We start from the raw sequence: 26,399 nt of genomic DNA on the forward strand, positions 1-26,399 counted from the left end.
TGATGGCGGGAGTTCGGGTGACGTCCAGCGTCTGCCGACAGATGGTTTTATCCAGCCAGCTACGCGGAGGTTCTCGGCATGATGAACTCATCTGCTGCGAGATGCTCAAACATGACCGCTGACGCCGGCCAGTACCAGCAACAACAGGAACACCACAGGCGGTGGAAGTTCTCTATAGTTCCGGATGCGGACGATGGCCGCAATTGCAGCGAGCATGATGCAGGCGCCCAACGCCACTCCGATGTATCGGATACCGGCTGTTACCAACAACACCGCCGTCAAGAGCTCAAGCGCAGCCGTAACCCAGCACCACCAGAATGGAAATCCGAGCTGTACAAAGCCGGCGCGGATTTTTTGGTGGCCACTCATGTTGAAGATGGCGCCAGTGAGAAACGCCCCTGCGGAGAGCCAGACCAGAACGGTATCGAGCACGGTCGCGCCTGTGAAAATTTGGACTGGAAGATTCATCGATATTCTCTTCTCTGCCGATCCGTACCGGCGAAAACTTTTATAGCGCTATCATATATTCTAGCATCGCTAGTTTGTCAATCGACAGTCTTTTTGATAGCTTCACCGGCAGAGAAATCGCGAATGAAGACGGAGCCAACGTGGGCATCAGCGAACGCAAGATCCGGGAAAAGGACGAACGACGCCAGAGGATCGTTGCTGCCGCAAGGACGATCGCGGAACGCGACGGCTGGGCTTCGGTCACGATCCGGCGTCTTGCCGACGAGATAGAATACAGCCAGCCCGTTCTCTATTCGCATTTCCAAAATCGCGACGAAATCGTCGGCGCGGTCGCGCTTGAGGGCTTTAGTGAGTTAGCAGCAATACTGCGTGCCGCGATCCGGCCATCGTCCACGCCCGGAGAATTGGTGGAAAGTGTCGCGACCGCCTATCTCGATTTCGCCTTCGCCCGGCCTGCAATGTATGAGGCGATGTTTATCCTTCCGACCGGTCTCCGCTTCGCCAAATCCGACACGCCAGCACAGCTCCGTGAAGGTTTTGGTGCCATGGCGACCGTGATCACGCCATTCTTCAAGGATGGGGATACCGCTACCGAGACTTTCTGGGCGGCGCTCCACGGATTGGCGGAACTCGAGCGCCACGGCAGAATAAGACCCGCTTTTCGGTCTCACCGCATCACCCTCATCACGCAGATGATATCGGGTCGGATCTAAGAGATTCTGCCTTTAGGATTGTCGCAGGGCTTCAATGACAGCGCTGAAGGCAGGCGAATTCCGTTTCCGACTGAAATAATTGTCCGGCCGCAAAGATCGCGTGAGGGGGGAGGTCCGAGGATCAGGCTTGCCGAGGCTCACCTAGCTGACGCCGTTGAACACCACCATCTTGTCGTCGGCCATCTCCTCCATCGTCCAGGGAATACCCCCGACACCATATCCCGACTGCCTGCGCCCGGCAAAAGGCATCCAGTCGGTTCGAAACGCCGTGTGGTCGTTGACGAGCACCGCGGATGCGTCGAGATGCCTTGCCGCCTTGAGCGCGACGGCTATATCGGTGGAAAAGACGCTCGCCTGGAATGCGTAGGGCAGCGAGTTGGCTGTACGGATCGCCTCGTCGATGTCGCTATAGCCATAGACACAGGTCAGCGGTCCGAACACCTCGAGCCGCGACACCTTGGCGTCCGCCGGTGGATCGAGCAGGACGGAGGGCAGAAGCGTCGTCTCGGACAGCCGCCCTCCCCCGAATTGCCTTGTTCCCGCATCGGTCGCTTCCTTGATCCAACTTGCGACACGTTCCGTCTCGCGCGGCAGGATCAGGGGGCCGACCTCCGTCTCCTTCAACGTGGGATCGCCGACACGCAGACTTGCGACCTTGGCGGCAAGGGCGTCGGTGAAGTTGGCTAGGATGTCATCGTGCACGAAGAGGCGCTGCACCGACACGCAGACCTGCCCCGCGTGATAATATCCGCCTTTGACGATCGTCCCGACGATCGCGTCGATGCTGGCGCTGCGATCGACGATGACGGGGGCTGCTCCACCATGTTCCAGCGCACATCTCGTGCCTGGCGGCAGCTTGCTTTTCAAATACCAGCCGACCTTCGCCGAACCGATGAAGCTCAGGAAGGCGACGCGCTGATCCACAGCAAGGCTCTCGGCAAGCGCATTGTCCTCGGTGATGAAGGTCTGGCACCAGCGCTCGTCCAGTCCCGCCTCCCAGAACAGCTTGACGATCTCGATGCAGGAAATCGGTGTGGTTGCCGCCGGCTTGACGATGACGGGGCAGCCAACGGCCACAGCCGGCGCAATCTGGTGGATGATGAGATTGAGGGGGTGGTTGAACGCCGATATCGCCGCCACGACGCCGATCGGCTCCTTGGTGGTGAAAGCCCATCGGTTGGTGCTGGCGGCAGTCAGGCCCATCGGGATTTCCTTGCCGCCAAAATTGCGCAGCTCGTCCGCCGCGTTGAGGAGACCATCGATCCCGCGCGTGACCTCGACGATCGCATCCATCAGCGGCTTGCCACCTTCGCGGGCGATCATGATGGCAAAGCGTTCACGGTTCTCCGAGAGAAGCTCGGACACCCTTCTGAGGATGGCCATCCTGCGATGCGTGGGCAACCAGGCGCTACGATCGGCATAGGCTTTCGCGGCGACATCGAGCTTATGCTCGAGAACAGCGGCATCATCGGCCGGTATTTCGGCAATGAGCGCGCGATCGAATGCCTGATAGACCTTCAGCTTAGGCGTCATCTTGATCCTCCAGAATAGCGGGAAGCCGTTCGCGCAATTCCTTCACCAGCACACGTTCGTTTTCCGAATAATCGACCGGGACGTTGACGAGATGAACACCACCGCCGGAAAAAGCATCTTCAAGCGCCTGCTTGAACTGGCTGATGTCGTCGACCCTCGTTCCCTTGGCGCCATAAGATTGCGCATATCTAACGAAATCCGGGTTGCCGAACGTCATTCCGAAGTCTGGAAATTCGTCCACCGCCTGTTTCCAGCGGATCATGCCATAGGCGTCGTCCTCGATGACGAGGATGACAAGGTTCAGTTTCAGCCGGACGGCCGTCTCAATCTCCTGCGAGTTCATCATGAAGCCGCCATCCCCGCAGACTGCCATGACACGCCGCTCGGGATAGAGCATCGAGGCGACCATGGCCGAAGGGAGCCCGGCCCCCATTGTTGCGAGGGCGTTGTCGAGCAGCAGCGTGTTCGCCATGCGCGTCCGGTAGTTCCGGGCGAACCAGATCTTGTACATGCCGTTGTCGAGCGCGAGGATGCCGTCATGCGGCATGACTTCCCGGATGTCATGGACCAGCCGCTGCGGCGTGAACCGATCTTCCGTCGCCCGATCCGCGATGCGCTCGAGGATACGTTCCCTAAGATGAAGAAGGGCCTGCGCGTTCGGCAGTTTACCCGCAAGGCGATCCGCCAGCGCCTTCAACGATGGGCCAATGTCGCCTATGACCTCCGACTGAGGAAAGTAGACCTGCTCGACGGTCGCCGGCTGATATCCGACATGGACGACATTCGGACCACCCTTGCCCATGATGAAGGGCGGCTTCTCGATCGTGTCATGGCCGATGGTGATAATGAGATCGGCCTGCTCGATCGCCTCGTGAACATAGTCCCGCTCCGACAGTGCGGCCGTGCCCATGTAGAGCTCGGTTCCGCCCGGGACCGTTCCCTTACCCATCTGGGTCGTGAAGAACGGGATGCCGGTGCGGATGACGAACTGCGCGATATCAGAGGTCGACCGGGGACGCGAAGCGGCCGCCCCGAGCATGAGCAGCGGGCGTTTTGCCGCGGTGATGAGGGTGGCCGCGCGATCGAGGGCCGCGTCGCTTGCGATCGGCAGCTCCAGTTGATGCGGAGCGACGAGAGCGACCGGCGCGCATTCCTCGGCGGCGATGTCCTCCGGAAGCTCGAGATGGACCGGTCCCGGCCGCTCCTCCTGTGCGATCCGGAATGCCTCCCTGACCATCGTCGGGATCATCTGCGGCGAGACGATCTGCCGGGCAAGCTTGGTGAGCGGCTTCATCGACGCCACCACGTCTACCACCTGGAACCGGGCCTGCCGGGACGAAAGTATCCCTTTCTGGCCGGTGATCATCACCATTGGCATGGCGCCGAGCAACGCGTATGCCGCGCCCGTCGAAAGGTTCAAGGCGCCTGGCCCCAGCGTCGTCAGGCAGACACCCGGCTTGCCGGTCAGGCGACCATAGGTCGCGGCCATGAACGCGGCGGCCTGCTCATGCCGGGTCAGCACCAGCTGAATGGACGATTTGCGAATCGACTCGACAACATCGAGATTTTCTTCGCCTGGAATACCGAAGATACGGTCGACACCCTCGTTTTCGAGTGCGGCCACCAGGAGATCGGAGCCTTTGGTCATGGATGGAGCTCGTGCTTGTTGGCAGATCGATTAATTGATGCTTCCAAAACTGGAAGACGGACAGCAAGAATAGATCCTTTTGCAGGCTAGTCCATCATGGTTTGTATCAGATTCCAGTGATCGCCGATGACCGGAGCTGCGCGCGAATGCTCGACGAAAGCAGGCAGAACCGAGTCACGGAAGGAATGGCTATCGCTGATACAAGACTTCAAAGACGATCTGGTGCGAAAAAACACGTTTGATCACAGGACCTGACGGGCGCCATTAGCAGATGTGCTTGATCTGACAGCAGTTGCCCGCTAGGTTGCCGCCGCGATCAACTGCAAAGACATGGGGATTTCATGCCAACTGGCACGGTTAAGTTTTTCAACACCGACAAGGGCTTTGGCTTCATTACGCCGGAAAGCGGAGGACCTGACGTTTTCGTTCACGTCTCCGCCCTGCAATACGGCAATGTGCTCAGGGAGGGGCAATCCGTCTCTTACGATCTGGGTCAGGACCGGAAGACGGGCAAGTCGAAGGCGGAAAACGTCAGACCGCTCTAATCATTATGGACACGTCACTACCCGAGATCTCGGGTAGTGCCCTCGGGCGCCATGGAAATCATGTGAGCGCCCTGCTTCGCACGGGGCATGGGCGGTAGCCCTTTGCCCGTTTCTGCCGCGTCAGTGCGAGGAACAGTCTGACGGCATCCCTTTCATCCTCGAAATGATGCGCCATCGTCTGTCCGCTGAAGCCTATGCGGCCCCATCGTCGCGTAAGACACGTATCGCCGAACAGGGTCGTCGATATCTCCAGCACATAGTAGCGTGCCATGTTCTTCGCGGCATTGGTGCGCTCGATATAGAGATGATAGGGCTGAGTAAGCATGCCGGAAGAATCGTCGATCGCGCGGCTGCGGTCCAACGAGTGTTTTGAATCGGTCGGCCAGCTTCGATTCATTTCCGTGATGTATTCGGCGATCCGCCGAACAATCGTCAGCCCAATCCCGGGCGCCGGCTCCAATCCAGCGGTACCTCAAGGCTGATGTGCTACGTTGACGACGGATCACCAGGGAACCGTTCGGCCGAGATAATCCAGATATTCAAGGCCTCGCTTCCCTTGCTGGCCGAGAAGTACATTCACCAGGTTCGGAATGCTTTCCTCGATCGTCAGCCGCCCGTCGGGACCGCCCAGATCGGTCTTGACCCACCCGGGAGCCATGAGCACCAATGCACGCGCGTCCTCCGCGTGCCGGGCGGCATAGCTGCGCATCAACGTGTTCAAGGCCGCCTTGCTGCCGCGATAGACCTCCCGCATGCCCGTGGTATTGTTGCTGACGCTCCCCTGGCCCGAGGACATGACGCCGATCAGCCCCGTCGGCGAAACGAGGTCCTGCAATCCTTCCACGCTCCGCATCGGGCTTAGCGCATTCGTCACCATGACGCGCACGAACTCCTCCGTCGTCACCTCCGCTATCGTCTCGGTCGGGACATTCGTCGTTCCCGCATTGACGAACAGCATGTCGAAGACGCGGCCGTCGAGGCGCGCGCGCAGCGAGGCGAGCTGTTCCGGCTCGTTGATGTCGAGCGTTTCGATAGTGACGCGGCCATCGGAACGGTCCGCCAGATCGTGCAGTTTCGTCTTCGCCGTCGATGCCCGCACCGTGCCGACGACGGACCAGCCCTTCTTGAAGAATTCTTCGGCCATGGCATGGCCGAGACCGCGTGATGCACCGATGATCAGGATGCTGCCGGTGGACAATGATGATGACGGCATGGGCACGCCTCCTTTGTTTGCTGTGAGCCCAATATGAAAGCCCGATCCGGATTTCTCCAGACGCACAGGATGCAAAGAATAGTTGCGTCGGACGCTAGGCATGGCGATCGATCTGGTCTACCCAAATGCCATGGAAGACATAGATCTCAATCTTCTCATCGCCCTTGACGTCCTGCTTGCCGAGGGGAGTGTGACGGAAGCGGCAAAGCGTCTTGGCTTGAGCCCTTCCGCCATGAGCCGCACGCTGTCGCGGCTGCGTGCCGTGACGGGGGATCCGTTGCTTGTCAGGGCAGGCAGATCCCTCGTGCCGACACGCTTTGCCGAGACCCTTCGGGATCGCGTTCATGCCGTCACAGTGGATGCGCGCGCCATTCTTCGGCCTGCGGCCGGCGAACTCGACGTTACCACATTGGAGACTACATTTTCGATCCGCGTGAGCGAAGCCTTTCTTGAGCTTTTGTCTGCGCCCCTTGTCGCGGCCATCACGGAGGCCGCACCCCGCGTTCGCATCCGCTTCGTGCTCAAGCGCGACAAGGAGCCACACATGTTGCGGGAAGGATTGATCGATCTGGAAATCGGCGTCTTAGGCGTGCCTGCGCCCGAGCTGCGCACGCGGCTTCTGCTTCGCGATCGGCTGGTTGGAGTGGCGCGGGAAGGTCATCCTCTGCTGACGGGCGGGCCGGTAACGGCAAAGCGCTATGCGGCCTGCCGTCACCTCGCCACGTCCAGAAAGGGAGAATTTGCCGAAACGGTCGATGAGGCCTTGGAAAGGAAAGGTCTGAAACGGGAAATCCGCGTCGTGGTGCCTGGTTTTCCGGATGCGATGAGAATTGCAGCTTCGACGGATTTCATCGCGGCTGTCCCCCTCTCCTGCCTCGGCAAGAGCAAGCTGAACGAGCCGGTGGGCGAGTTTGGTATTCGAAGCTTTGAATTGCCGTTTGAAACGCCGGAAATACTCGTAGCCGCGATATGGCATCCGCGCGTCGACGCCGACCCCGCTCATAAATGGCTGCGCAATCTCATCACGCGCGTCTGCCGCGCGGCTTACCCATGAACTGATCAGCAGGCAGTCGAACTGCGAAATGAGATGCACTGGCACGCATCGTTCCCGGCTCTGAAAACCATCTCGAGAATGGAGTGTCGGATTCTCGCTCAGCCGATCGTCTTTAAGGCAGACAAAGCCACGGAGAGCAGCAATGACGATAACGATCACCGCCTTTGAAAAATCGCCGGATCGCGGCAGAGGCCTGGCGCGCGACATGCGCGTTCGCTGGGCGCTCGAAGAAGTCGGCCAGCCTTATGAGGTGCGCCTCCTCTCCTTCAAGGCGATGAAGGAGCCTGCACATCTCGCCCTTCATCCCTTCGGGCAGATCCCGACCTATGAAGAGGACGGCCTTGCCTTGTTCGAATCCGGGTCGATCGTGTTCCATATCGCGGAGCGTCATGCCGGGCTGCTGCCGGACGACGCCAAGGCGCGGGCACGGGCGATCACATGGATGTTTGCTGCGCTCTCCACGGTGGAGCCGCCGATCATCGATCGCGCAATCGCAAGAATCCAGGAGCGCGATCAGATTTGGTACCAGCAGCGCCTGTCCATGATCGATGAGCGCATCCACCAGCGGCTGAACGAACTTTCCGATCGCCTCGGCAGCGCCGACTGGCTCGAGGATGCATTCAGTGCCGGCGATCTTTTGATGATATCGGTCCTGCTCAGGCTGAAGGACTCGGGGCTGTTGCAGGAATATCCGAACCTCTCCGCCTATGTCGCCCGCGGCGAGGCCCGGCCGGCATACAAGCGGGCCTTCGAGGCTCAACTGGCGGTCTTCACCGCCGCATCGGCCGACTAAGCGAACTAAGACCGATCAACCGTTGTCGACCCGCAAGCCCTCAAGGAAAGTCCGGAATGCGCCCACCGCCCGTTTCGAGGTCGTCTCGGGATCGTCCGAATTGGCGATCCACTGCGCGGCACAGCTGCTTGCAGCATTGATGAGGCGAGCACCGGCTTCCACGTCGATATCAACGATGATGCCCTCCTCGCGAAGGCAACGAAGGCTTTCCCTGATCGTGGCGATACAACCGTTGGCGCTCGGCCATCCGGAAGGCTCGCCGAGCACGGCAGGCCCGTCACGAAACATGATGCGCTGGATTTCCGGCTCCAGCGCCATCTCGACATAACCGACATTCTCGTCGACGAATGCCTGCCAGCGCGACGGCGCTTTCGACGCGATCTGACAGAGCCTTGTGGTCATTTCCGCATCGATCTCGCTGACGACGGCCTGCAGAAGCCCCTTCTTGTCGCCGAAATGATGATAAAGTGCGCCCCGCGTCAGTCCGGCGTCCGCTGTAAAGTCGTCCATCGATGCATCGGCATAGCCGACGCTACCGAATGCCTTACGGCCGGCAGCCAACAGCTTGGCTCGCGTCTCCGCGATCATTTCACTGCGAGGTTTGCGCATTGCGTCTCCGTCGATCACGCACATTAATTTGCATACGCCACGTATATTAGTTGACATACGCCGCGTATGCAATTACTTCATTCACATACGCCGCGTATGTTTGCGGCCATTTCGTTCAATACAGGGAATGTTCCGATGTCCAATCCGTACAGAGCGATTTTCCGCGCACCAGGCGCCAGGAGCTTTTCGGCCGCGGCCTTCTTTGCCCGTCTTCCGCTTGCCATGGCTCCCATCGGCATCGTCGCCATGCTGTCTCAGACGCGCGGTGAATATTGGCTGGCCGGCGCCGTTTCGGCGACCTTCGCCCTGACCAATGCGTTTGTCTCGCCGCAGATATCGCGCCTCGTCGACCGGCTCGGTCAGCGTGCGGTCGTTACGCCCGCCACCATACTCTCGGTCATCGCCTTCATCATTCTCATTATCGCCGCAAACCAGGTCTGGCCGGCCTGGACACTGTTTACCTCGGCCTTCTTCGCGGCAATCATGCCGAGCATACCGGCAATGGTACGCGCCCGCTGGACGGAGATCTTCCGGGACCGGCCCGAATTGAATACAGCCTTCGCCTTCGAATCCGCCGCCGACGAGCTCGTCTACATCATGGGTGCATCTCTTTCCGTCGGGCTAGCGGTCTCGCTGTTCCCGGAAGCCGGCATGGTCGTCAGCACCATCTTCCTCGCGCTTGGATCGGCGGCCTTCCTGGCGCAGCGATCGACGGAGCCGAAGGTGCGCGCGGCTGGCTCCGCAGGCTCGCAACGCTCGGCGATCCGGCTGCGGCCGGTCCAGATCATCACGCTCGCCCTGATCTTCGTCGGCGCCACCTTCGCCACGGCGGAAGTGAGTGCCGTTGCCATCACCAAGCAACTGGGAGAGCCGGGTGCCGCCAGCATCGTCATCGGCGTCTATGCGCTCGGCTCCTTCATCGTCGGTCTCATCATCGGAGCGCTGAACCTCAAGATGCCATTGCAGCGCCAGTTGCTGGTGGCCGTCAGCGTTCTCGCCCTTACCTCCCTGCCGCTTCTGGCTGCCAGCACCTCGGTCGCTCTGCTTGCCTTTGCCGTCTTCCTCAGCGGCGTTGCCATTTCCCCCACCTTCATCACCGCCTTCGGATTGATCGAACGACGCGTGCCCGAAGCCATGCTGACCGAAGGCGTGACCTGGGTGATGACCGGCATCGGTATCGGCATGGCACTCGGTGCCTTCGTCTCCGGCTGGGTGGTGGACAGCTTCGGGCCCGCAAACGGCTTCTGGGTTTCGGTCGCGGCGAGCATCACAACCGTCGCGGTGGTAGCGCTCGGACAAGCAAGCCTTTCCGGCACGCGTGCGTCCGGCTCAGCCGCCGTCACGCAACTGGCGGAATGAGCGGGCCGCCAAGTTCCAACAAGAGCCGCGCGGGGGCATATTGGTCAGTGACGAATTTGCCTTCGTGACAACATTTCCTATGCGCGCCGAAAGGTCCGTTGCCTGGCACCGATCCAGTCGAGAAAAGTCAGCACTCCCCCCAAAACCAGCAGGGCCGATGCCAGGAACCCCATGTTCAGAAGGACCGCTTCAAGGCCGATATCGCGGACATCCAGGAACGGGTATGGATAGAAGTGGGAGACATATCCATGCGCAAGCGTATAAGCGGAGTATGCCGCGGGAAAAGCCAACCACCAGAGCACATCGCGCCAGGAAAGCCTGCCGCGCTCACTCAGAAAAATCCAATCCGCGGCGTACAGCAGCGGAACGCAATAATGGAGTATCTGGTCTCCGAACAATTGCCACCCGCGAGGGTGCCAAACGTCCCTTAGCATCAAAGCGTAAACGATGCCGGCGATCCCCACGTAAAGAAGAAGGGCGCTTCGTACCGACGGCTTGTTCGCCCATTTGCCGATCGACGAGAGCGGCGCAGTTTGCGCGCAAACTAGTATCACAGCGAGCAGAAGATTGGATTGCATGGTGAAATAGCTGAAGAAATTCACCGTCATCGTCAGCCGTGAAACATGCACGCCCGGTGTGATGGCGATATATGAGACCGCGATACCCGATAAAGCGAGCATGGCAAGCAGATAGCGATAGACGCGGATCAAGCCCGCCATGAAGTCCTCCCCGCTGAATTGACGCCGGAATGGGGCCAGGAAGAATTCAGCATCGTATCGTTCGACTTCATCGAAACCCTATATCTCATTGATGACAGACCAGCCTCGAAATCCCCAGCAACTCCACCGAACTCCGCGGCAAAATCGACTGTATTGAAGACATCTACCGCCTCGCAGAAGAATACGCGATTGCGGCAAATCAAAAGCAGGCGTCGAACGGCCAACCATCGGCCTGCCGCCCTTCCCTCCGACCACGCGATATTTCTCGGGCCGGCTTTCTCTGGGGAGCAGGCGCGGCGGTCTCAGGCGAGCCCAGGGATCGGAATGCCGAAAGTCTGCAGAAGCAGGATCACGTTCAGGCACAGGATCACGATCGTTCCGACGATCGCGGCGATATCGGTCATCCGGCCGTTTGCGAAATCCCCCATGATGGCGCGATTACGCGTGAACATGACAAGCGCGATCATCGGAACCGGCAGCGCGAAGGACAAGACGACCTGGCTATAGAGCAAGGCATCGGTCGTATTGACGCCGAAGAGAACGACCGCGAAGGCCGGCAGCATCGTCACGAGACGGCGCACCCAGATCGGAATATGGAAGCCGACGAAGCCCTGCATGATCATCTGACCGGCCATGGTGCCGACAGCCGACGACGAAATGCCTGAAGCCATAAGCGACACCAGGAAGACGGCGGCCGCCGCGCCGCCCAGAAGCGGCGTCAGCATGTGATAGGCGGTCTCGATCTCGGCGACCTCGGGATGGCCGGCATGGAAGGCGGCCGACGCCATGACCACCATGGCGATATTGACGGCACCGGCCACCGCCAGTGCGATGATGCACTCCCAATTCGAAAAACGGACCAGCTTGCGCCGCTCGAAATCATTGCGGGCCGGCGCGCGATGCTGCGTGAGGCCGGAATGCAGATAGACGGCATGCGGCATGACCGTTGCGCCGATAATGCCGACAGAGATGGTCAACGCAGTCATGTCAGGCATGGATGGGGTCACGAGCCCCAAGCCGACCTGCCCCCAGGCCACCGGCGCGATGAACATTTCGATGACGTAGCAAAGGCCGATGACGGCCACCAACGCGCCGATGATGAGTTCCATCGGCCGGAAGCCGCGGCCCTCGAACAACAGGACGCCATAGGTGACGATGGCGGTCACCGCCATCCCGGCCAAAAGCGGCATCTGGAAGAGCAGCGACAGCCCGATGGCGCCCCCGAGGAACTCGGCAAGATCGGTCGCCATGGCGGCAACCTCGCTGACAATCCACATCGCGATGCGAACCGGCGTCGAAAACCGATCGTGGCATATCTCGGCGAGATTGCGGCCGGTGACGATGCCGAGCTTGGCCGACAGCGCCTGGAACAGCATGGCGATCAGATTCGCCATCAGCACCACCCATAGCAGCGAATAACCATAGCTGGAGCCTGCCTGGATATTCGTCGCGAAGTTGCCGGGATCCATGTAGGCGATGGAGGCGATCATGGCGGGGCCGGCAAAGAGCAGCATCGCGCGGACACCTCGCCGCCGTCCAGCCAGCACCTCTCGGATCTGCTCATCCGTCCGTTCCGACAATGTCGGTTGCCTCACTATTTCAGTCATCGCATTTCTCCAGCCTTGGGAGTCGGCATAGATTTTGTAATTGCAACTCATTCTTAGTTGCAAGATATGGGAAATCGAGCGAGCGTCAACCATTTTTGCAAATCAGTATCAATTGCAAAAAGAACGGGACCGCCTGCTAGATGTAATTTGGTCTCAATATCAATCTGGAGGTGGTATGCTCGACAGCGTGGGATGGTCTGTCCTGGCGGAAATGGCGGGCGCATTTGCCGCCACCCTGGCGGCGGTCCCAAGCATTGCTGAAGAAAATTCAAAGTGATTACGGCCTTCACGATCATCGCTGACATGGCAAGGAACGTTGCAAGTGATGACGCGACCGTTGAAACCATCACCAAATCGGGCGCGCAGATCACGAATACAAGCCGACGCCGGGAGATATTCAGCGGGCACCAGGGGCAAAGCTCATTTTCTCGAACGACCTGTGGCCGCCGGATTATCCGATGTTTTTGCGGCCGCGCGCTCTTTTCAAGGGTCTGACATAGATCTCGAGCTTGTGCCCGACGATCTCGAAACCATGCTTGCGCGCAATCTCTTCCTGAAGGCGCTCGATTTCATCGGACCGGAATTCGGTGATCGTGCCGGTCTCCATATTGATCAGATGGTCGTGATGCTCCTGATCTGCACTTTCGAAACGCGCCGGACCGTTTCCGAAGGAATGACGCTCGAGAATGCCGTTTTCCTCAAGGATGCTCAGCGTGCGGTAAACGGTGGCGATCGCGATGCCGGGATCGATCGCCGTGACGCGGCGATGAATTTCCAGCGCGTCCGGATGATCCGACGCCTCAGACAGAACCTTGGCTATTGCCTGCCTCGGTGCCGTCAAGCGCAGTCCCTTCTCCTTGCAGAGCCCGGCAATATCTTTCTTTTCATTCATGGATCAGAACCCAAATACATCGGCGCATCGCAATTATCGTGATTCCACGCCAAGCCCCAGCGCAACCTCTTCTGCTTTACAGTCATCGACACCGCATCGCAACGATCCGGCGGAGACGCCTCGGTAAGCGCTCCGACGCACAGACGGCAGCCCATACCAAATTATCAGTTGATATCCCCACCTTGCCCCTAGAAGGTGATTTGCCTTTCGCGACAGCGAAAAAGATCGTCAGATGCGCATCCGTGGCACATCGTTGGGATCGAGGCGCAGCTCGATCAGCACCGGGCGGCTACGATTCCTGATGGCGTCCAGAGCCCCTTCAAGCTCATGAGCCGAGCTGACCGCAACCCCGTGTCCGCCGAGCGCAGTCGCGACCTCGGCAAAGGAAGGCCAGTTGAACTGGGTTAGCCCCGGATCCATGCTGCGATCACGAAACTGGATATGTTCGGCCCCATAGGCGGAATCATTGCAGACGATGACGATCAAGTCCTGCCCGAGGCGCACGGCGGTATTGAACTCGTTGACGCCGCTCATCATGAAACCGCCATCGCCGGTGAAAAGCACTACCGGTCGATCCGGCGCGGCGACGCTTGCGCCAATCGCTTCCTGCAATCCAAGACCGATCGAGCCAAAATTTGCCGTCACGACAAAACTCCGCGGGTCGCTGACGGAAATCCGGCACCAGACCTCGGTCATGAAACGCCCACCGTCGGTCACAAGCACTCGGTTCTTCGGCAAGGCCTTTTCCAGCTCTTCGAGCGCCCAGATGTAGTTCACATATCCCGCGCTCGTCTTGCCGCGCTGATCGCGTGGATGGGTGGTCAGCGATGGAACATCCAGTTCTTGCGTGAAGCCGCTCGGCGGAATTTCAGCCGCATCCAGCCAATGGACGAAATTGTCTGCCGTCAGGCCTGAATCGGCCACCAAGGCCGCATCCGGATGAATGTTCTTGCCGATCGCGCGCGCATCCATGTCAATCTGGACGACGCGCTTACCCTTCAGGAGCTTGCCCCTGTCAGTGGTGAAATCATGCAATCCCGCTCCGAAGCAGATCAGGCAATCCGTCCTGGCGATCAGGTCATAGGCGGCAGGGGTGCTGAGCGTGCCGAAAATGTCCATATTATAGGGATGGCCACCGAAGAGCCCCTTTGCTTTCAAGGTCGTCGCAAGCGGAGCCTCCAGCCGGTCCGCCAGGCGGATAAGCTGATCGCGCGCAGCGCAAGCCCCGCCGCCCGCGAGGATGAGCGGACGCTTTGCAGAGGCAATTATGCCAATGGCCCTGTCCAACCCATCTCCTTCAGGCACATATCCGGGGGCATCGAAGACTTCGAACACGGCCCGCATGTGGGCCTGCTCGCACCACATGAAATCGGCCGGCATGTTCAAGACGATCGGGCGCCGCTCGACTCTCGCACGATAGAAAGCGCGGGCAACGTCCCACGTTGCCGTTTCTGGCGAGCGCATCTGCTCGAAGCCGGCGCCGGTGGCCTTGACCACCTCGCGCTGGTCGATGCTCTGCAGATGGTGCGGGTTGACGACCGGCGTGTCACCCGCCAGGAGCACCATGGGGATGGAACCGCGGGCACCTTCGGTGAGCGCGGTGACGCAGTTGGTCAATGCCGGACCGTGGGTCACGCTCGCCACACCGACCTTTCCGGAGACATGGGCATAGGCGAGCGCCATAAGGACCGAGCTTCCCTCATGGGCCGCCGGCACGAAGCGGCCGCCGCATCCGCGTACATAGTGGTCGATCATGAAGAGGTTGGCATCCCCCATGAGGCCGAACATCGTGCCGGCATCGTGATCGCAAACCGCACGTGCAATCGACTGGTACACATAGATCGCATTCTCGGCCATCTTGAGTATTTTCCCTCCCGCAGCGCCTCAAATCACTGATGCTCAGAATATCAGCAAGAGCGTGCAAAAGGCGCGCAAGTTCCAGATAGAAACCCTATCGCTGCGCAAGGTAGTTTCACAAATCGAAAAAGAATGCACGATACGTGCACGAACTCATCCAGGGTTCATCGTGCCATCAAAATCCGCCATCCCCCCGGAAGATGGAGGCGGTTCCAGGACGCGAGGTATTAAGGGGATCAAATGATTTTGTTCCAATTCTGCGGCCGCTGACGAGGCAGGCCAACTCTCCTATCGGGAAAGATGGAGGTTCTCGCCCGCAAGTTTCTGCTTGGTGTCATCAAGCTTATTATAACCTGCCTGTATGATATCGATATCGGCTGCATGACCGACGCCGGCCAATTTATAAAGCACATCGCCAACAGCTATATCCACGCGTGGCTTGTTCTGCGAATAGACTTTCTCGATAATCGGCTGGATTGCATCCAAGGCGCCGCCGGCAGCGAAATAGAGCTCCAGAGCTCGATATAAAAACGCATCCCGGCGATCGTTCAAATCCAGCAGCGACTCGTGGCCGACGCTCGAAGCCAACAACCTGACCGCCTTGTTTTGATACTCACTCATTATACCCCACCCAAATCTTCTGAATGATACTCGAGCCCGAAAATGGACTATATGTTTCTGCCCATGTATTCTTTCGCGAGACTGAACCGGCCTCAATGGCCGCATCGTCACTTGTGTCGACGCGAGGGGATATAAAGTCGCTGCTCCGTGTCGGCCGCATGGAGCGTTCCCCCTCCCAATTCCACCAGCGAAAGATCGCGGTCCGCCAACCAGACCAGCGCGGGCATGGCCTTCTGGTAAGGTGTTTCGCATTTTTCTATAAAGTCATCGGACGGCGCACACCGTAACGTGCAACGCTCGTTTGGAGGAAACGAGAAACGCAAAGGTATGGAGGAGATTACCTTGGCAATAGCAGCAGAGGAAAATACCGCACGCCCGGTCCCCGAAGATGAAAAGCTCAGCCTTGGTGCCAATCTGGCCTATGGCCTTCAACATGTCCTGACCATGTATGGTGGCATCGTTGCCGTTCCGTTGATCATCGGCCAGGCATCGGGCCTGACACCTCCCGACGTCGGCCTGCTCGTAACCGCATCGCTGTTTGCCGGCGGTCTCGCGACCATCCTGCAGACGATCGGAATACCGTTCTTCGGCAGCCGTCTCCCCCTGGTGCAGGGCGTATCCTTTTCCGGCGTCGCTACGATGATTGCCATTACCGGACATGGGGGCATCCAGGCCGTTCTCGGCGCAGTCATTGCGGCGTCCTTCATCGGGCTCCTCATCACGCCCGTCTTTTCACGCATCACCCGCTTCTTTCCGCCGATCGTCACCGGCATCGTCATCACCACTATCGGGTTGACGCTGATGCCGGTCGCGGCGGGCTGGGCGATGGGCGGCAACAGGAGCACGCCGGATTTCGGCAGCCAGGCCAATATCCTGCTTGCGGCGGTAACGCTCGTGATCGTGCTGCTGCTCAGCAAGTTGGGTAGTGCCGCCATATCAAGACTATCGATCCTGCTCGCCATCATGATCGGTACCGGGATCGCCTATGCGGCCGGCATAGCGGACTTCTCGCGGGTGACGAGCGGCCCCTTCGTAGCGCTGCCGCAGATCTTCCATTTCGGCTATCCCGTGTTCGATACCGCGGCGATCATCTCGATGTGCATCGTCATCATGGTGACGCTGGTCGAAACCTCGGCGGATATCCTCGCCGTCGGCGAGATCGTCGGCACCAAGGTCGATGCGCGCCGGCTCGGCAACGGCCTGCGTGCCGATATGCTTTCCAGCATCCTCGCGCCGGTCGTCGGCTCCTTCACCCAGAGCGCCTTTGCCCAGAATGTCGGCCTCGTGGCCGTGACCGGCATCAAGAGCCGATTTGTGGTGGCGACCGGCGGCCTCTTTCTCGTCGCTCTCGGCTTGCTGCCGATCGTCGGCCGCATCGTCGCCGCCGTTCCGAGTTCCGTCCTCGGAGGGGCAGGCCTCGTCCTGTTCGGGACGGTCGCGGCAAGCGGTATCCGCACGCTCGCCAAGGTCGACTATGAGAACAACATGAACCTCATCATCGTGGCGACCTCGATCGGCTTCGGCATGATCCCGATCGCCTCACCGGGCTTCTACGAACACTTTCCCGCATGGGTCATCACCATCTTCCACTCCGGGATCAGCTCGGCGGCATTGATGGCGATCGCGCTGAACCTCCTGTTCAATCACCTGACGACCGGAAACTCGGATCAGCAATCGGTCTTCGTCGCGGGAACGGAACGCCTGATCCGCTATCAGGACATTGCCGGCCTGCATGACGGCGATTATTTCCTGAACGGCAAGCTTTACGACGCCAATGGCGCGGAAGTTCCATTGGTCCCCGCGGAAGCCCATTAAAACACAGCGGGACCTGCTTCGGCGGCTGCGAATCATTCCGCACGGCTGAGTCCGCCTGCCAAACCCCGTGGACCCGCGGCCCCACAATTGCGCCGATCTCGTAATCCAGCCATTTGACCGGGGGACACCTGCTACTGAAGTATTGCCCGAGTCCGCGAGTGGCCTGCGCTAAGTTCGGCTCAAGGCGCGCTGCCGAGCAGCACTTCCCCTCTCCACCCGTAGATTGGCAGGTCGTAAACCACGACCTCCGATCCCTCCGCAATTCATCTAACTGACTTGAATAAGATTGAGTCAGGATTCGCGCTACATGCCCCCTCGGTGTTTTATTGTATAGTTTGTATTCTTTACTTATTATTTTTGCGATATTTTCGATTAATAACATACATTTGGTACGTTTACTACGTATAGATTTCTAATATACTTCATATACATACTAAGGTCGCGTGATTTTATGGTGTATTTTTGCATCTTTGACGAATTTATGACGATAATTACTTCACGGCTCCTAATTATTCTATTCCGATGCATCAAAAGCCCCGCTAGCGTGCCAGCACGAAAGTCTTTCGGGCTTTCGGTAAGAGGGAACACCGAATTGATGAACGTGGCGGAAGACGTCCGGCTGCGTTCCGATCCGGCAAATCGATTGGAGAAAAAATGAATATCAAGAGCCTTCTTCTCGGCTCCGCTGCTGCCCTGGCAGCAGTATCCGGTGCTCACGCGGCTGACGCGATCGTCGCAGCCGAGCCGGAGCCGCTGGAATACGTCCGCATTTGCGACGCATACGGCGCAGGTTACTTCTTCATCCCGGGCACCGAAACCTGCCTCAAGATCGGCGGTAAGGTTCGTACCGAAGGCAAGTGGTACGACGCCTACAACCCAGACACTCACTTTGGCACTCTCTGGCACACTCGTGCCGAGCTGCAACTGCAGACGGCAACCGACACCGAATACGGCCCGCTGAAAACCAACACCGAGCTGCGTTGGGACTGGAACGACGGCGGCGCTACGGCTACCAACCTGCTACACGCCAGCATCAGCCTCGGTGGCTTCACCGTTGGTAAGGAAGACTCGCAGTTCAACGTCTTCACCGGTTATGCCGGCGACGTCATCAACGACGACGTGATCGCCGACGGCCCGTACGAACTCAACCAGATCACCTACAACTACGACGCCGGCAACGGCTTCACGGCTGTGATCTCGCTCGAAGACAGCAACTCAGGCTCGGGTGCCACGGGTGCAAACGGCGAAGACAGCCACAACCACTACGCTCCTGACGTTGTCGCCGGTGCTGGCTACAAGGCCGGCGCATGGAGCTTCAAGCTCGTTGGTGGTTACGACTCGATCGTCGAAGAAGGCGCCATCAAGGCTCGCGTAGACGCTGACTTCGGCGTATTCTCGGCCTTCTTGATGGGCGCCTGGAACACCGATGGCGACAAGTTGAACAAGTATGCGCCTGGCGATTCGATCGGCCAGAGCTGGGGCGACTGGGCTGTTTGGGGTGGCGTTGGCGTACCGGTCAACGAGAAGCTGAAGTGGAACCTCCAGCTCGCCTACACCGACAACAAGACCTTCTCGGCAACGACGAACGTCAAGTGGAAGCCTGTCAAGAACCTGCTCATCGAGCCGGAAGTCACCTACACCAACTGGGACTCCATCAATCAGGACCAGTGGGCTGGCATTCTCCGCTTCGAGCGTACGTTCTAATCTGATCTGAACTAGACCTCCGATCAGAGACGGAAGAAGACCTGGTTTCCCTCCAGGTCTTCTTCTATTTTACTGCAGCTGTATTCGGGCGGTCATTCCAGGCCGCATGGCCGGCAAGGCCCAATCGCGCGATCGGATGGGGCGTCGATCATCAATGGGCTGATCCGACGATGATTCCGCCGGGCCTACGGCGGCGCCACCGAACGGCTCGCATGGCGCCTCTGACATTTGAAGGTTGATTTCGGTGCCCCTGGCTTCGTTTTTGTCGATCTGCCGACGACAGGCACACTCGCTTCACGCAAATGTTTCGAGAATCTTTCTCGAAGGAAAGCATCTGTCTGGTTGCCAAAAAACCATAATTGTTCCACCTAGATTATAGATTGAACATTTAACGATTGAGAATCGGGCCAAGACTTGATGCGTACGAAATATGGTTTCCTCTGCCTGTTCCTGGCATTTGCTTCATCGGCATATGCTCTGGAAGCCGGTTCACCGCCAGTTTTGACACCACTGCCGCAGCAGGCGCAGGCCGCGCATTTGACGGCGCAATTTCTGCAGCGCTTCCACTATAAGCCGGTCCCACTGGACGACGTCCTCTCCGCCAGGATCATGAATCGCTTCATCAAGTCCCTTGATCCGGACCGTGTCATCTTCCTGCAGAGCGATATCGACAAGTTCATGGCGGGCAGCACCAAGATCGATGACGCCATCAATCAGGAAGACTTGAATATCCCGTTTTCCATTTTCAATGTGTACGAGCAGCGCGTCGTCGACCGCATGACCTATGCGCGCAGCCTGCTCAACCAGAAGCTGGACTTTACCACCAAGGAAGACTACGCGCTCCTGCGCGACAAGGAGCCTTGGCCACAAACCGAGGCGGAAAGCAACGATCTCTGGCGCAAACGGGTCAAGAACGACTGGCTGCGCCTCAAGCTAGCCGGCAAGGATGATGCCGCCATTCGCGATACGCTCGACAAGCGCTACGAAAACTCCCTCGAGCGCGCCTATAAATACAAGAGCGACGATGTCTTTCAGACATTCATGGACGCCTATACGACGTCGGTCGACCCGCATACCGACTATTTCGGCGCGACCGCCTCGGCCGAATTCGATATTTCCATGAAGCTCTCTCTGGTCGGTATCGGCGCGGTGCTGCAGGAAAGGGATGATTACACCACGATCCGCGAACTGGTCGCAGGCGGCCCGGCGCAACTCTCCGGCAAGCTCGCGGTCGGCGATCGCATCATCGGCGTCGGTCAAGGCGAAAACGGTCCGATCAAGGAAGTCGTCGGCACGCGACTCGATGAAATCGTGCAGATGATACGCGGCGCCAAGGGGTCAGTCGTACGCCTTGATATTTTGCCCGCCGATGCCGGGCCGGATGGCAAGCATCACGTCATCAGTCTCGTCCGTGACAAGATCAGCCTCGACAAGCAGGCTGCCAAGCAGACGATCCTGTCGGTAAAGGATGGTAATACGACGCGCAGGATCGGCGTGATCACTCTGCCGGCTTTCTATGAGGATTTCGAAGCCCGGCGCAAGGGCGACAAGGACTACCGCAGCGCCAGCCGCGACGTCGCCAAGCTTCTCGGCGAGTTGAAGCAGGAAAAGGTCGACGGCGTCCTGATCGACCTGCGCAACAATGGCGGTGGCTCGCTGGCCGAAGCGATCGACCTGACAGGCCTGTTCGTCGGCAAGGGTCCGGTCGTCCAGCAGCGCGATGCAGGCGGCGAGGTGGAGGTCGAGAGCGATGACCTTGCCGCTCCGGCCTGGACCGGCCCGGTCGGCGTGCTGATCAATCGCGGCTCAGCATCGGCCTCCGAGATTTTCGCGGCGGCGATCCAGGATTACGGTCGCGGCGTGATCATCGGCGAACCGAGCTTCGGCAAGGGCACGGTGCAAACCGTGGTCAATCTCGATCAGGTGGCCCACAATCAGAAACCGAAATTCGGCGAGCTGAAACTGACGGTCGCTCAATTCTTCCGCGTCAACGGCGGTACGACGCAGTTGCGTGGCGTGACGCCGGATATCAGCCTGCCGGGACTTGCCGACCTCAAGACCTTCGGCGAATCCAGCTACGACAACGCGCTGCCTTGGACACAGGTAAAGCCGGCCAATTACAAGCCCTGGGGTGACATCCAGGCGCTGCTGCCGCAGCTGCAAGGTCGCCATGACGCGCGCGTGAAGGATGATCCAGAATACCAGCGCTTCGTGGAAGACGTCACCACGCTGAAGGAGCAGCGCGACAAGAAGGTCATCTCTCTCAACGAAGCCGAACGCCGCAACGAGTTGACCGCCCAGGCAAACCGCATCAAGGCGCGCGGACAGTCCAATGACGGCATCGATACCGGCGAGGATGATGGCCTGCAGGCCAACGAGCGCAGCCTGAGCGCCGATATCGCCATCGAAAAGGCCCGCAAGAACGCAAAGGATATACTGCAGAACGAGGCTGCCTCCATCGTTGCCGACGAGGCGGACCTGCAGGCCGGCACGTCGAGGGCCGCGGCAAAATAGTCGCGAAACTACATCGTGTTGCTCACGACCGAGGAATCGACGTCGCCGCCGTGACGTCGACCACCACCTCGCCGGCTGTGGGTGCATAAGACTCACAGCTAAAGCAAAATGCCAAAAAGTGTGGATGACTTTTGGGCACATCCGCTCTATCTATTTAATTTTAAAGTGAATTCTTATTTAGGGTTGGACAGGCCTGAATTCATCTGCCTCTGGGGCCTCAGCTACGTTTCAGCTACCCGTTGTAAGCTATGTGCGTGCGATACTTGCGCCCCCAACAAAGTTTCGCACGAGGCGCCGATAAGGCTCTCTGCTCTGCCTCGTGCCCATGAGGCAGAGCTTTCCCGCCTTGACCACGCTCAACGAGTTTCGGCTACGCCATTGAAGGCCTGGGAAACTCTCGCGGCGATCCTCATCCAATTCATTTTGTCCCACGTTACCTCATGTCTCTCGGAACAGCGGCAACTGCCTCTTCGCAGAGTGCACGAAATTGGCTAAGAGGCCGTATGTTTGAGCTTGTTTCGATCGCCACCGCCAATCAGGAAATCAAGCGAAGCCGGTTCGTTGCGACGGCCGGTCCGATTGCCGATAGCGAGGCAGCAAAGGCGTTTGTCGCACAGCACTCGGTCACGGATGCCAATCACAATTGCTGGGCCTGGCGTATCGGACAAACCTATCGCTTCAGCGATGATGGCGAACCGGGCGGAACCGCCGGCAAGCCGATCCTCCAGGCCATCGACGGCTTCGAATTGGATATGGTGGTCGTCGTCGTGACACGCTGGTTCGGCGGCACTCTTTTGGGTGCTGGCGGGCTGATCCGCGCTTATGGCGGCACCGCCGCGCTATGTCTGCAAGGCGCGGAGAAGAGAGAAATACTCCCAACCGTCGCGGCAACGATCGATGTGCAGTTTTCACATCTCGCTCTGGTGAAAGCGAAACTTTTGACAGAGGCAGGCGTGCGGCTTGCGGAGGAACGCTTCACCGAATCCGGAGCCGTGCTCGGCGTGACCATAGCCGCCTCGATGGTCGAACGGGTCGTTGACAACATTCAGGATCTGACAAGCGGTCGGGCAACCGTAAGGTTGGATTGATCGGGATATGCCGAAGGCTGACGCTCTCGACGCGTTGTGATGGAGCCGCGATAAGCAGCTCAATCGCCGGAGAAAACAACGCCCTGAGGCTGCCCCGGTACGGAAGCGGCTACGCGCAGCACGCCATGAAACCCGACCCAAAGCGCAATCGACCCGAGTGCAAAACTGCCGAGGATCATGAACATCGTGCCATAGCCGATCTCCTGCGCCAGCCAGCCGCCGATTGCCGGGCTCAGGGATGCGCCGACCCCTTGCATCGTCATGACGACGCCCTGGCCGACATTGATGCGGCCGGTTCCGTTCAGGATGCGGGCGACGAGCGTCGGCACGGCAACGCTTTGCAGGCCGGCGCCGATGCCATCGAGAACCTGAACGGGATAGACACCCCAGGATGTAATCAGATGCGCCGCCACGAAGCCGCGGATCGGCAAGGAGACAAACGAAATCAGCAGCACGAGCCATTGCCCTCTCCTTTCCGCCATATGCATCGCGATCAAGGACGTGATGATCATCGTGCCCTGCGCCACCACCACGGTCAGGGCAACAAAGCCAGCGGGATCGGCGTGACCGGCAGAGACGACAGCCAGCCCGAACAACGGCAACATCGCGCCGTTGCCGAGATGGAACAGCGCAAGCGCACCCGCCAGGATCAGCAGCGGCTTCGACTCGGCGAGTACTTTAAAACCGCTCGGTTTTCGGTGTCTGGAAGGCTCCATCTCCCCCACCGGACCAAGGGCGGCAAGGGTCGCACCCCGCGCTTCGTCATCGTCGATCGCATCGGCCGGGATCATCAGCACGGAAATGATGGTCAGCACGCCGAAGATGGCCGACAACCAGAACACGGCAGTCAGCCCGAACATCCAGCCGAGCCATCCCGACAGCCCGGCGCCGACGAGGTTGCCGGCATGATTGAATGCCTGATTGTAACCATTCTGCCGATTGAAGCCGGCCTGCCGGACAATGCCGAGCGTGATGCCATTGAGGGCAGGCCCGATCGCGGCACCGGCAACAGCGGTCGCAACCTGCGACAGGGCCACGACCCAGAAGAGCTGCGAGACCAATATGATCATGGAGGCGAGGACCGTGCAGATGCCGAGCACGATCACGCATGTGCGCTTATGCGTCGTCTCATCGATGAAGGCTCCGGCAGGCGCCATCATCACCATCCCCGCAACCCCGCCGATCGTCATGACGGAGCCGATCGACCCACTTTGCCAGCCATGGGCGACGAGGAAAACCCCAAGGAAGGGTCCGATGCCCGCCTGAACATCGGCCATGAAGAAATTCAGAAATCCAAGTGGGACGAGAGCTCGGGCTTGCTGCTGGTCGTTGGGGGATGAACGCGACAAATGACAACCACATGGCTTCTAAAATCGTCAAATGAAAAGCGTTTGATGGCAAAAGGTTCCCTTTTAGATGAATAAGGCCCCAGGGCTCCCTGTCTAGCTGCTCCGGCGAAATCGATCCTGCGGTGTTTATCCAACGTTGAAGCAGCCGAGCCGTCGCGATTTCGATAGCACGTTGCTGTTCGAAGAGAGTCTCGCCGGTCTCGTCGGCAAAAAAGAGAAGGATTCGGAGGGAAAGCCGAATCCTTCTCGTCTTGATCGGAGGTCAACCGATCGGGGTGGGCAGCCGCATCGGATTGGAACGATAGGCTGCTGCTACCGACACAGTGTGTCGGATTGTGGCGGACTCAGAGTTTGAAAACGCCCCCCTCGCCAAGCTTGGCTCCTATATACATACATTCGGTATGTTTGACAACAAGTTCGATGCGAATTAAGGCAGAAACTGGAAAAAATTCTTGTTCGCACGTGCCGCGGCATTCATATTCCCGCAGCCACAGGCGGTTATCTGACCAGGCGGATTCGCCCAGCGTCATACGGGAGCGCTGAACGCGAACAACGACGAGGATACTTTGACGACCTGGCTACCGAAGGAACAATATCTGCCAAATCAGATCTGCCCTCGAGATGCCGCCCCCTGAAATCTTACTGAAAACGATTGTGTCGCCGCGACATCTATGACATGGCGCCTGCGACGATAGTGGCAATCGCTGGGAGAACCGGATGAACTTTCTGGGAAAAGACAGGTTTGCGGGTGCGCATCAGCAGGCTGCGTCCATCGACAGCAGCTCACCCTCCGAATATTGGTGGGTACCGGGATGCCTGGCCATATATTTTATCGTCCAGGCAGCCATCCGCATCGCCATCTCCAGCTCGCTGCGGATCGACGAAGCACAGCAGTTTCTCGTCGGCCAATGGCTCGCCTGGGGTTATGACGCCCAGCCACCGCTCTACAACTGGATTCAGTACGGCATCTTCGAAATCTTCGGCACGAGCGTCGCATCGCTCGTCATCGTGAAGAATCTCCTGCTTTTCCTCGTCTATCTCGCCTATTACAAGCTTTTGCGATTACTTGTGACCGACAAAAGCCTGGCGGCGGTCGGGACGCTATCGCTCCTGACGATGCCGCAGATGTTCTGGCAGGCGCAGAGAGACCTGACGCATACCGTCGGCACCCTGCTTGCGGTGCTCATGATCATCTACTTCGTCGTTGCGACCATTCGTCGCCCGACGCTCATCTCCTATGCGCTGATCGGCCTTTGGGCCGGACTTGGCATGCTGACGAAATACAATTTCGCTCTGGTGATCGTCAGCGTCCTCGTCGCGACCTTCTTTCATCCGGTCGGGCGAAAAAGGCTCATCGACTGGCGCCTTCTGCTAACGCTGGCGATCGCCGTTCTCGTGTTCCTGCCGCACGCCATATGGATGGTCTCCAACATGGACCGGGTCCTGGCAACGACGGTCCACACCATGTCGGAGCAAGGCGCCGGCGGAAAGCTTTCCGACATCGGTTTCGGACTTCTCGAACTGGTCAAGACGAGCATCGCGATCGTCGCTCCCACCAGCGTGATCTTTCTGCTGTTCTTCCGTCAATCATTCCTGCGTTCGCTGCGTGCCAGAAGCGAATGGAGCGATTTCGTCGGAAGGATACTTTCAAGCACCGTCGCGATCCTGCTGATCTTGATACTGGTGATCACGCTTACGGAGTTTCGTGACCGCTGGCTGCTCCCCTTCCTGTTTCTGCTACCGGCCTATTTCTGTCTGAAGCTCGATGCAGCGGGACTGCAAAGCCAGGCCGATATAAAGAAATTCCTTTACCTGCCCATCGTCATGATGATTGCGCTGCCCCTGATCATAGCCGGAGGTGTCCTTTTTGCGCGGTTTTTCCATTCTTATGAGCATTTGAACGCGCCCTACGCCACCTTCGTGGACAAAGTCGTTACCGTAGAAGGAAAACAACCCTCGGCGGTCGTGACGACGACGTGGCTCAAGGCCGGCAATCTGCGTGTGAACATGCCGCGCACATCGATCATATCGACGGAATATCCTGCGTCGGATTTAAGCCCGCAGGCCATAGGAAATGGACCGGTCCTGCTGGTTTGGAACGAGCGGGACGGACATCAATCAACCATGCCGAATGCACTGCAACAATGGCTCACATCGAAATTCGGAGCGGCGACACAGTTGCCACCGCAGCAGGACATTGCCCTTCCGTATTACTACGGAAAGGAGCCGGATCGTTATCACTTTGGTTATGCGTGGTATTATCCCAGGCCCAACTGACTTGAGATTTTCAAGCGGTTC

Annotated in this window: 22 protein-coding genes and 1 pseudogene; 11 read left to right on the top strand and 12 right to left on the bottom strand. The window is 58.8% G+C overall.

Features of this window, described 5'->3' with window-relative positions:
• Window positions 1–105: 105 nt before the first annotated feature.
• Entirely contained in the window at window positions 106–468 is a 363-nt protein-coding gene (locus tag JJQ51_RS03650; protein ID WP_269244327.1) for a DoxX family protein, read from the bottom strand.
• A gap of 140 nt (window positions 469–608) precedes the next feature.
• On the opposite strand from JJQ51_RS03650, the gene JJQ51_RS03655 reads away from it, so the two are divergent.
• Window positions 609–1,181: a TetR/AcrR family transcriptional regulator gene (locus JJQ51_RS03655; protein ID WP_269244328.1), complete on the top strand. Its 573-nt coding sequence runs from the start codon at window positions 609–611 to the stop codon at window positions 1,179–1,181.
• Window positions 1,182–1,322: 141 nt separating this feature from the next.
• Here JJQ51_RS03655 and JJQ51_RS03660 read toward each other — a convergent pair whose 3' ends face one another.
• Together JJQ51_RS03660 and JJQ51_RS03665 are read right to left on the bottom strand one after the other, a co-directional pair.
• Window positions 1,323–2,714: an aldehyde dehydrogenase family protein gene (locus JJQ51_RS03660; RefSeq protein ID WP_269244329.1), complete on the bottom strand. Its 1,392-nt coding sequence runs from the start codon at window positions 2,712–2,714 to the stop codon at window positions 1,323–1,325.
• A complete protein-coding gene (locus JJQ51_RS03665) occupies window positions 2,704–4,362 on the bottom strand; it encodes an acetolactate synthase large subunit (protein ID WP_269244330.1) in 1,659 nt (552 codons plus the stop codon). The genes JJQ51_RS03660 and JJQ51_RS03665 overlap by 11 nt, the downstream gene beginning before the upstream one ends.
• Before the next feature lie 341 nt (window positions 4,363–4,703).
• Between JJQ51_RS03665 and JJQ51_RS03670 the strand changes: the two genes are divergently transcribed.
• Window positions 4,704–4,907, top strand: a complete 204-nt coding sequence (locus tag JJQ51_RS03670) for a cold-shock protein (RefSeq protein WP_047631453.1) — start codon at window positions 4,704–4,706, stop codon at window positions 4,905–4,907.
• Window positions 4,908–4,965: 58 nt separating this feature from the next.
• On the opposite strand, the gene JJQ51_RS03675 is transcribed toward JJQ51_RS03670, so the two are convergent.
• A complete protein-coding gene (locus JJQ51_RS03675) occupies window positions 4,966–5,232 on the bottom strand; it encodes a WGR domain-containing protein (protein ID WP_113353567.1) in 267 nt (88 codons plus the stop codon).
• Window positions 5,233–5,409: 177 nt separating this feature from the next.
• On the bottom strand, window positions 5,410–6,120 hold the full coding sequence (locus JJQ51_RS03680) for an SDR family NAD(P)-dependent oxidoreductase (RefSeq protein WP_269244331.1): 711 nt from the start codon (window positions 6,118–6,120) through the stop codon (window positions 5,410–5,412).
• Between the two features lie 130 nt (window positions 6,121–6,250).
• Here JJQ51_RS03680 and JJQ51_RS03685 point away from each other — a divergent pair, with 130 nt between their 5' ends.
• Window positions 6,251–7,174, top strand: a complete 924-nt coding sequence (locus JJQ51_RS03685; RefSeq protein WP_269244363.1) for a LysR family transcriptional regulator — start codon at window positions 6,251–6,253, stop codon at window positions 7,172–7,174.
• Between the two features lie 142 nt (window positions 7,175–7,316).
• A complete protein-coding gene (locus JJQ51_RS03690) occupies window positions 7,317–7,967 on the top strand; it encodes a glutathione S-transferase family protein (protein WP_269244332.1) in 651 nt (216 codons plus the stop codon).
• Window positions 7,968–7,982: 15 nt separating this feature from the next.
• On the opposite strand, the gene JJQ51_RS03695 is transcribed toward JJQ51_RS03690, so the two are convergent.
• Entirely contained in the window at window positions 7,983–8,576 is a 594-nt protein-coding gene (locus JJQ51_RS03695) for a TetR/AcrR family transcriptional regulator (protein ID WP_162748838.1), read from the bottom strand.
• A gap of 135 nt (window positions 8,577–8,711) precedes the next feature.
• On the opposite strand from JJQ51_RS03695, the gene JJQ51_RS03700 reads away from it, so the two are divergent.
• Entirely contained in the window at window positions 8,712–9,935 is a 1,224-nt protein-coding gene (locus tag JJQ51_RS03700) for an MFS transporter (protein WP_113388754.1), read from the top strand.
• 77 nt (window positions 9,936–10,012) lie between these two features.
• On the opposite strand, the gene JJQ51_RS03705 is transcribed toward JJQ51_RS03700, so the two are convergent.
• Both JJQ51_RS03705 and JJQ51_RS03710 read right to left on the bottom strand, forming a co-directional pair.
• Window positions 10,013–10,654 carry a Pr6Pr family membrane protein gene (locus tag JJQ51_RS03705; protein ID WP_269244333.1) on the bottom strand — a complete coding sequence of 214 codons (642 nt, stop codon included), beginning with the start codon at window positions 10,652–10,654 and terminating at the stop codon, window positions 10,013–10,015.
• A 302-nt stretch (window positions 10,655–10,956) separates the two neighbouring features.
• Entirely contained in the window at window positions 10,957–12,261 is a 1,305-nt protein-coding gene (locus JJQ51_RS03710; protein ID WP_113353287.1) for an Nramp family divalent metal transporter, read from the bottom strand.
• A gap of 211 nt (window positions 12,262–12,472) precedes the next feature.
• On the opposite strand from JJQ51_RS03710, the pseudogene JJQ51_RS03715 reads away from it, so the two are divergent.
• Window positions 12,473–12,701 (top strand): annotated as a pseudogene (locus tag JJQ51_RS03715) (metal ABC transporter solute-binding protein, Zn/Mn family); the annotation flags it as partial.
• 11 nt (window positions 12,702–12,712) lie between these two features.
• On the opposite strand, the gene JJQ51_RS03720 reads toward JJQ51_RS03715, so the two are convergent.
• The 3 genes from JJQ51_RS03720 to JJQ51_RS03730 all read right to left on the bottom strand — a co-directional run bounded on the left by JJQ51_RS03720 (window position 12,713) and on the right by JJQ51_RS03730 (window position 15,631).
• Window positions 12,713–13,153, bottom strand: a complete 441-nt coding sequence (locus JJQ51_RS03720) for a Fur family transcriptional regulator (RefSeq protein WP_145321404.1) — start codon at window positions 13,151–13,153, stop codon at window positions 12,713–12,715.
• 228 nt (window positions 13,154–13,381) lie between these two features.
• Window positions 13,382–15,010, bottom strand: coding sequence for a thiamine pyrophosphate-binding protein (locus tag JJQ51_RS03725; protein WP_113353288.1), 1,629 nt, complete (start codon window positions 15,008–15,010; stop codon window positions 13,382–13,384).
• A gap of 288 nt (window positions 15,011–15,298) precedes the next feature.
• The gene (locus tag JJQ51_RS03730; protein ID WP_229002209.1) at window positions 15,299–15,631 is read right to left on the bottom strand and encodes a hypothetical protein; all 333 of its coding nucleotides are present in this window, start codon (window positions 15,629–15,631) and stop codon (window positions 15,299–15,301) included.
• A gap of 342 nt (window positions 15,632–15,973) precedes the next feature.
• Between JJQ51_RS03730 and JJQ51_RS03735 the strand changes: the two genes are divergently transcribed.
• The 4 genes from JJQ51_RS03735 (at window position 15,974) to JJQ51_RS03750 (ending at window position 22,752) form a co-directional block, all read left to right on the top strand.
• Window positions 15,974–17,446 carry a nucleobase:cation symporter-2 family protein gene (locus JJQ51_RS03735; RefSeq protein ID WP_113353572.1) on the top strand — a complete coding sequence of 491 codons (1,473 nt, stop codon included), beginning with the start codon at window positions 15,974–15,976 and terminating at the stop codon, window positions 17,444–17,446.
• A 654-nt stretch (window positions 17,447–18,100) separates the two neighbouring features.
• Window positions 18,101–19,150: a porin gene (locus tag JJQ51_RS03740; protein WP_113388755.1), complete on the top strand. Its 1,050-nt coding sequence runs from the start codon at window positions 18,101–18,103 to the stop codon at window positions 19,148–19,150.
• Window positions 19,151–19,567: 417 nt separating this feature from the next.
• Entirely contained in the window at window positions 19,568–21,664 is a 2,097-nt protein-coding gene (locus tag JJQ51_RS03745) for a carboxy terminal-processing peptidase (RefSeq protein ID WP_113353290.1), read from the top strand.
• 503 nt (window positions 21,665–22,167) lie between these two features.
• Window positions 22,168–22,752 (top strand): IMPACT family protein, encoded by a 585-nt coding sequence (locus JJQ51_RS03750; protein ID WP_269244334.1) that lies wholly within the window; start codon window positions 22,168–22,170, stop codon window positions 22,750–22,752.
• A gap of 59 nt (window positions 22,753–22,811) precedes the next feature.
• Here the strand turns inward: JJQ51_RS03750 and JJQ51_RS03755 are convergent, their stop codons facing one another.
• Window positions 22,812–24,101, bottom strand: a complete 1,290-nt coding sequence (locus JJQ51_RS03755; RefSeq protein ID WP_113353292.1) for an MFS transporter — start codon at window positions 24,099–24,101, stop codon at window positions 22,812–22,814.
• 717 nt (window positions 24,102–24,818) lie between these two features.
• Here JJQ51_RS03755 and JJQ51_RS03760 point away from each other — a divergent pair.
• Entirely contained in the window at window positions 24,819–26,378 is a 1,560-nt protein-coding gene (locus tag JJQ51_RS03760) for a glycosyltransferase family 39 protein (protein ID WP_113353293.1), read from the top strand.
• Window positions 26,379–26,399 lie beyond the last annotated feature (21 nt).

The organism is Rhizobium sp. AG207R, assembly GCF_027109195.1.
GTDB classification, from domain to species: domain Bacteria; phylum Pseudomonadota; class Alphaproteobacteria; order Rhizobiales; family Rhizobiaceae; genus Rhizobium; species Rhizobium dioscoreae.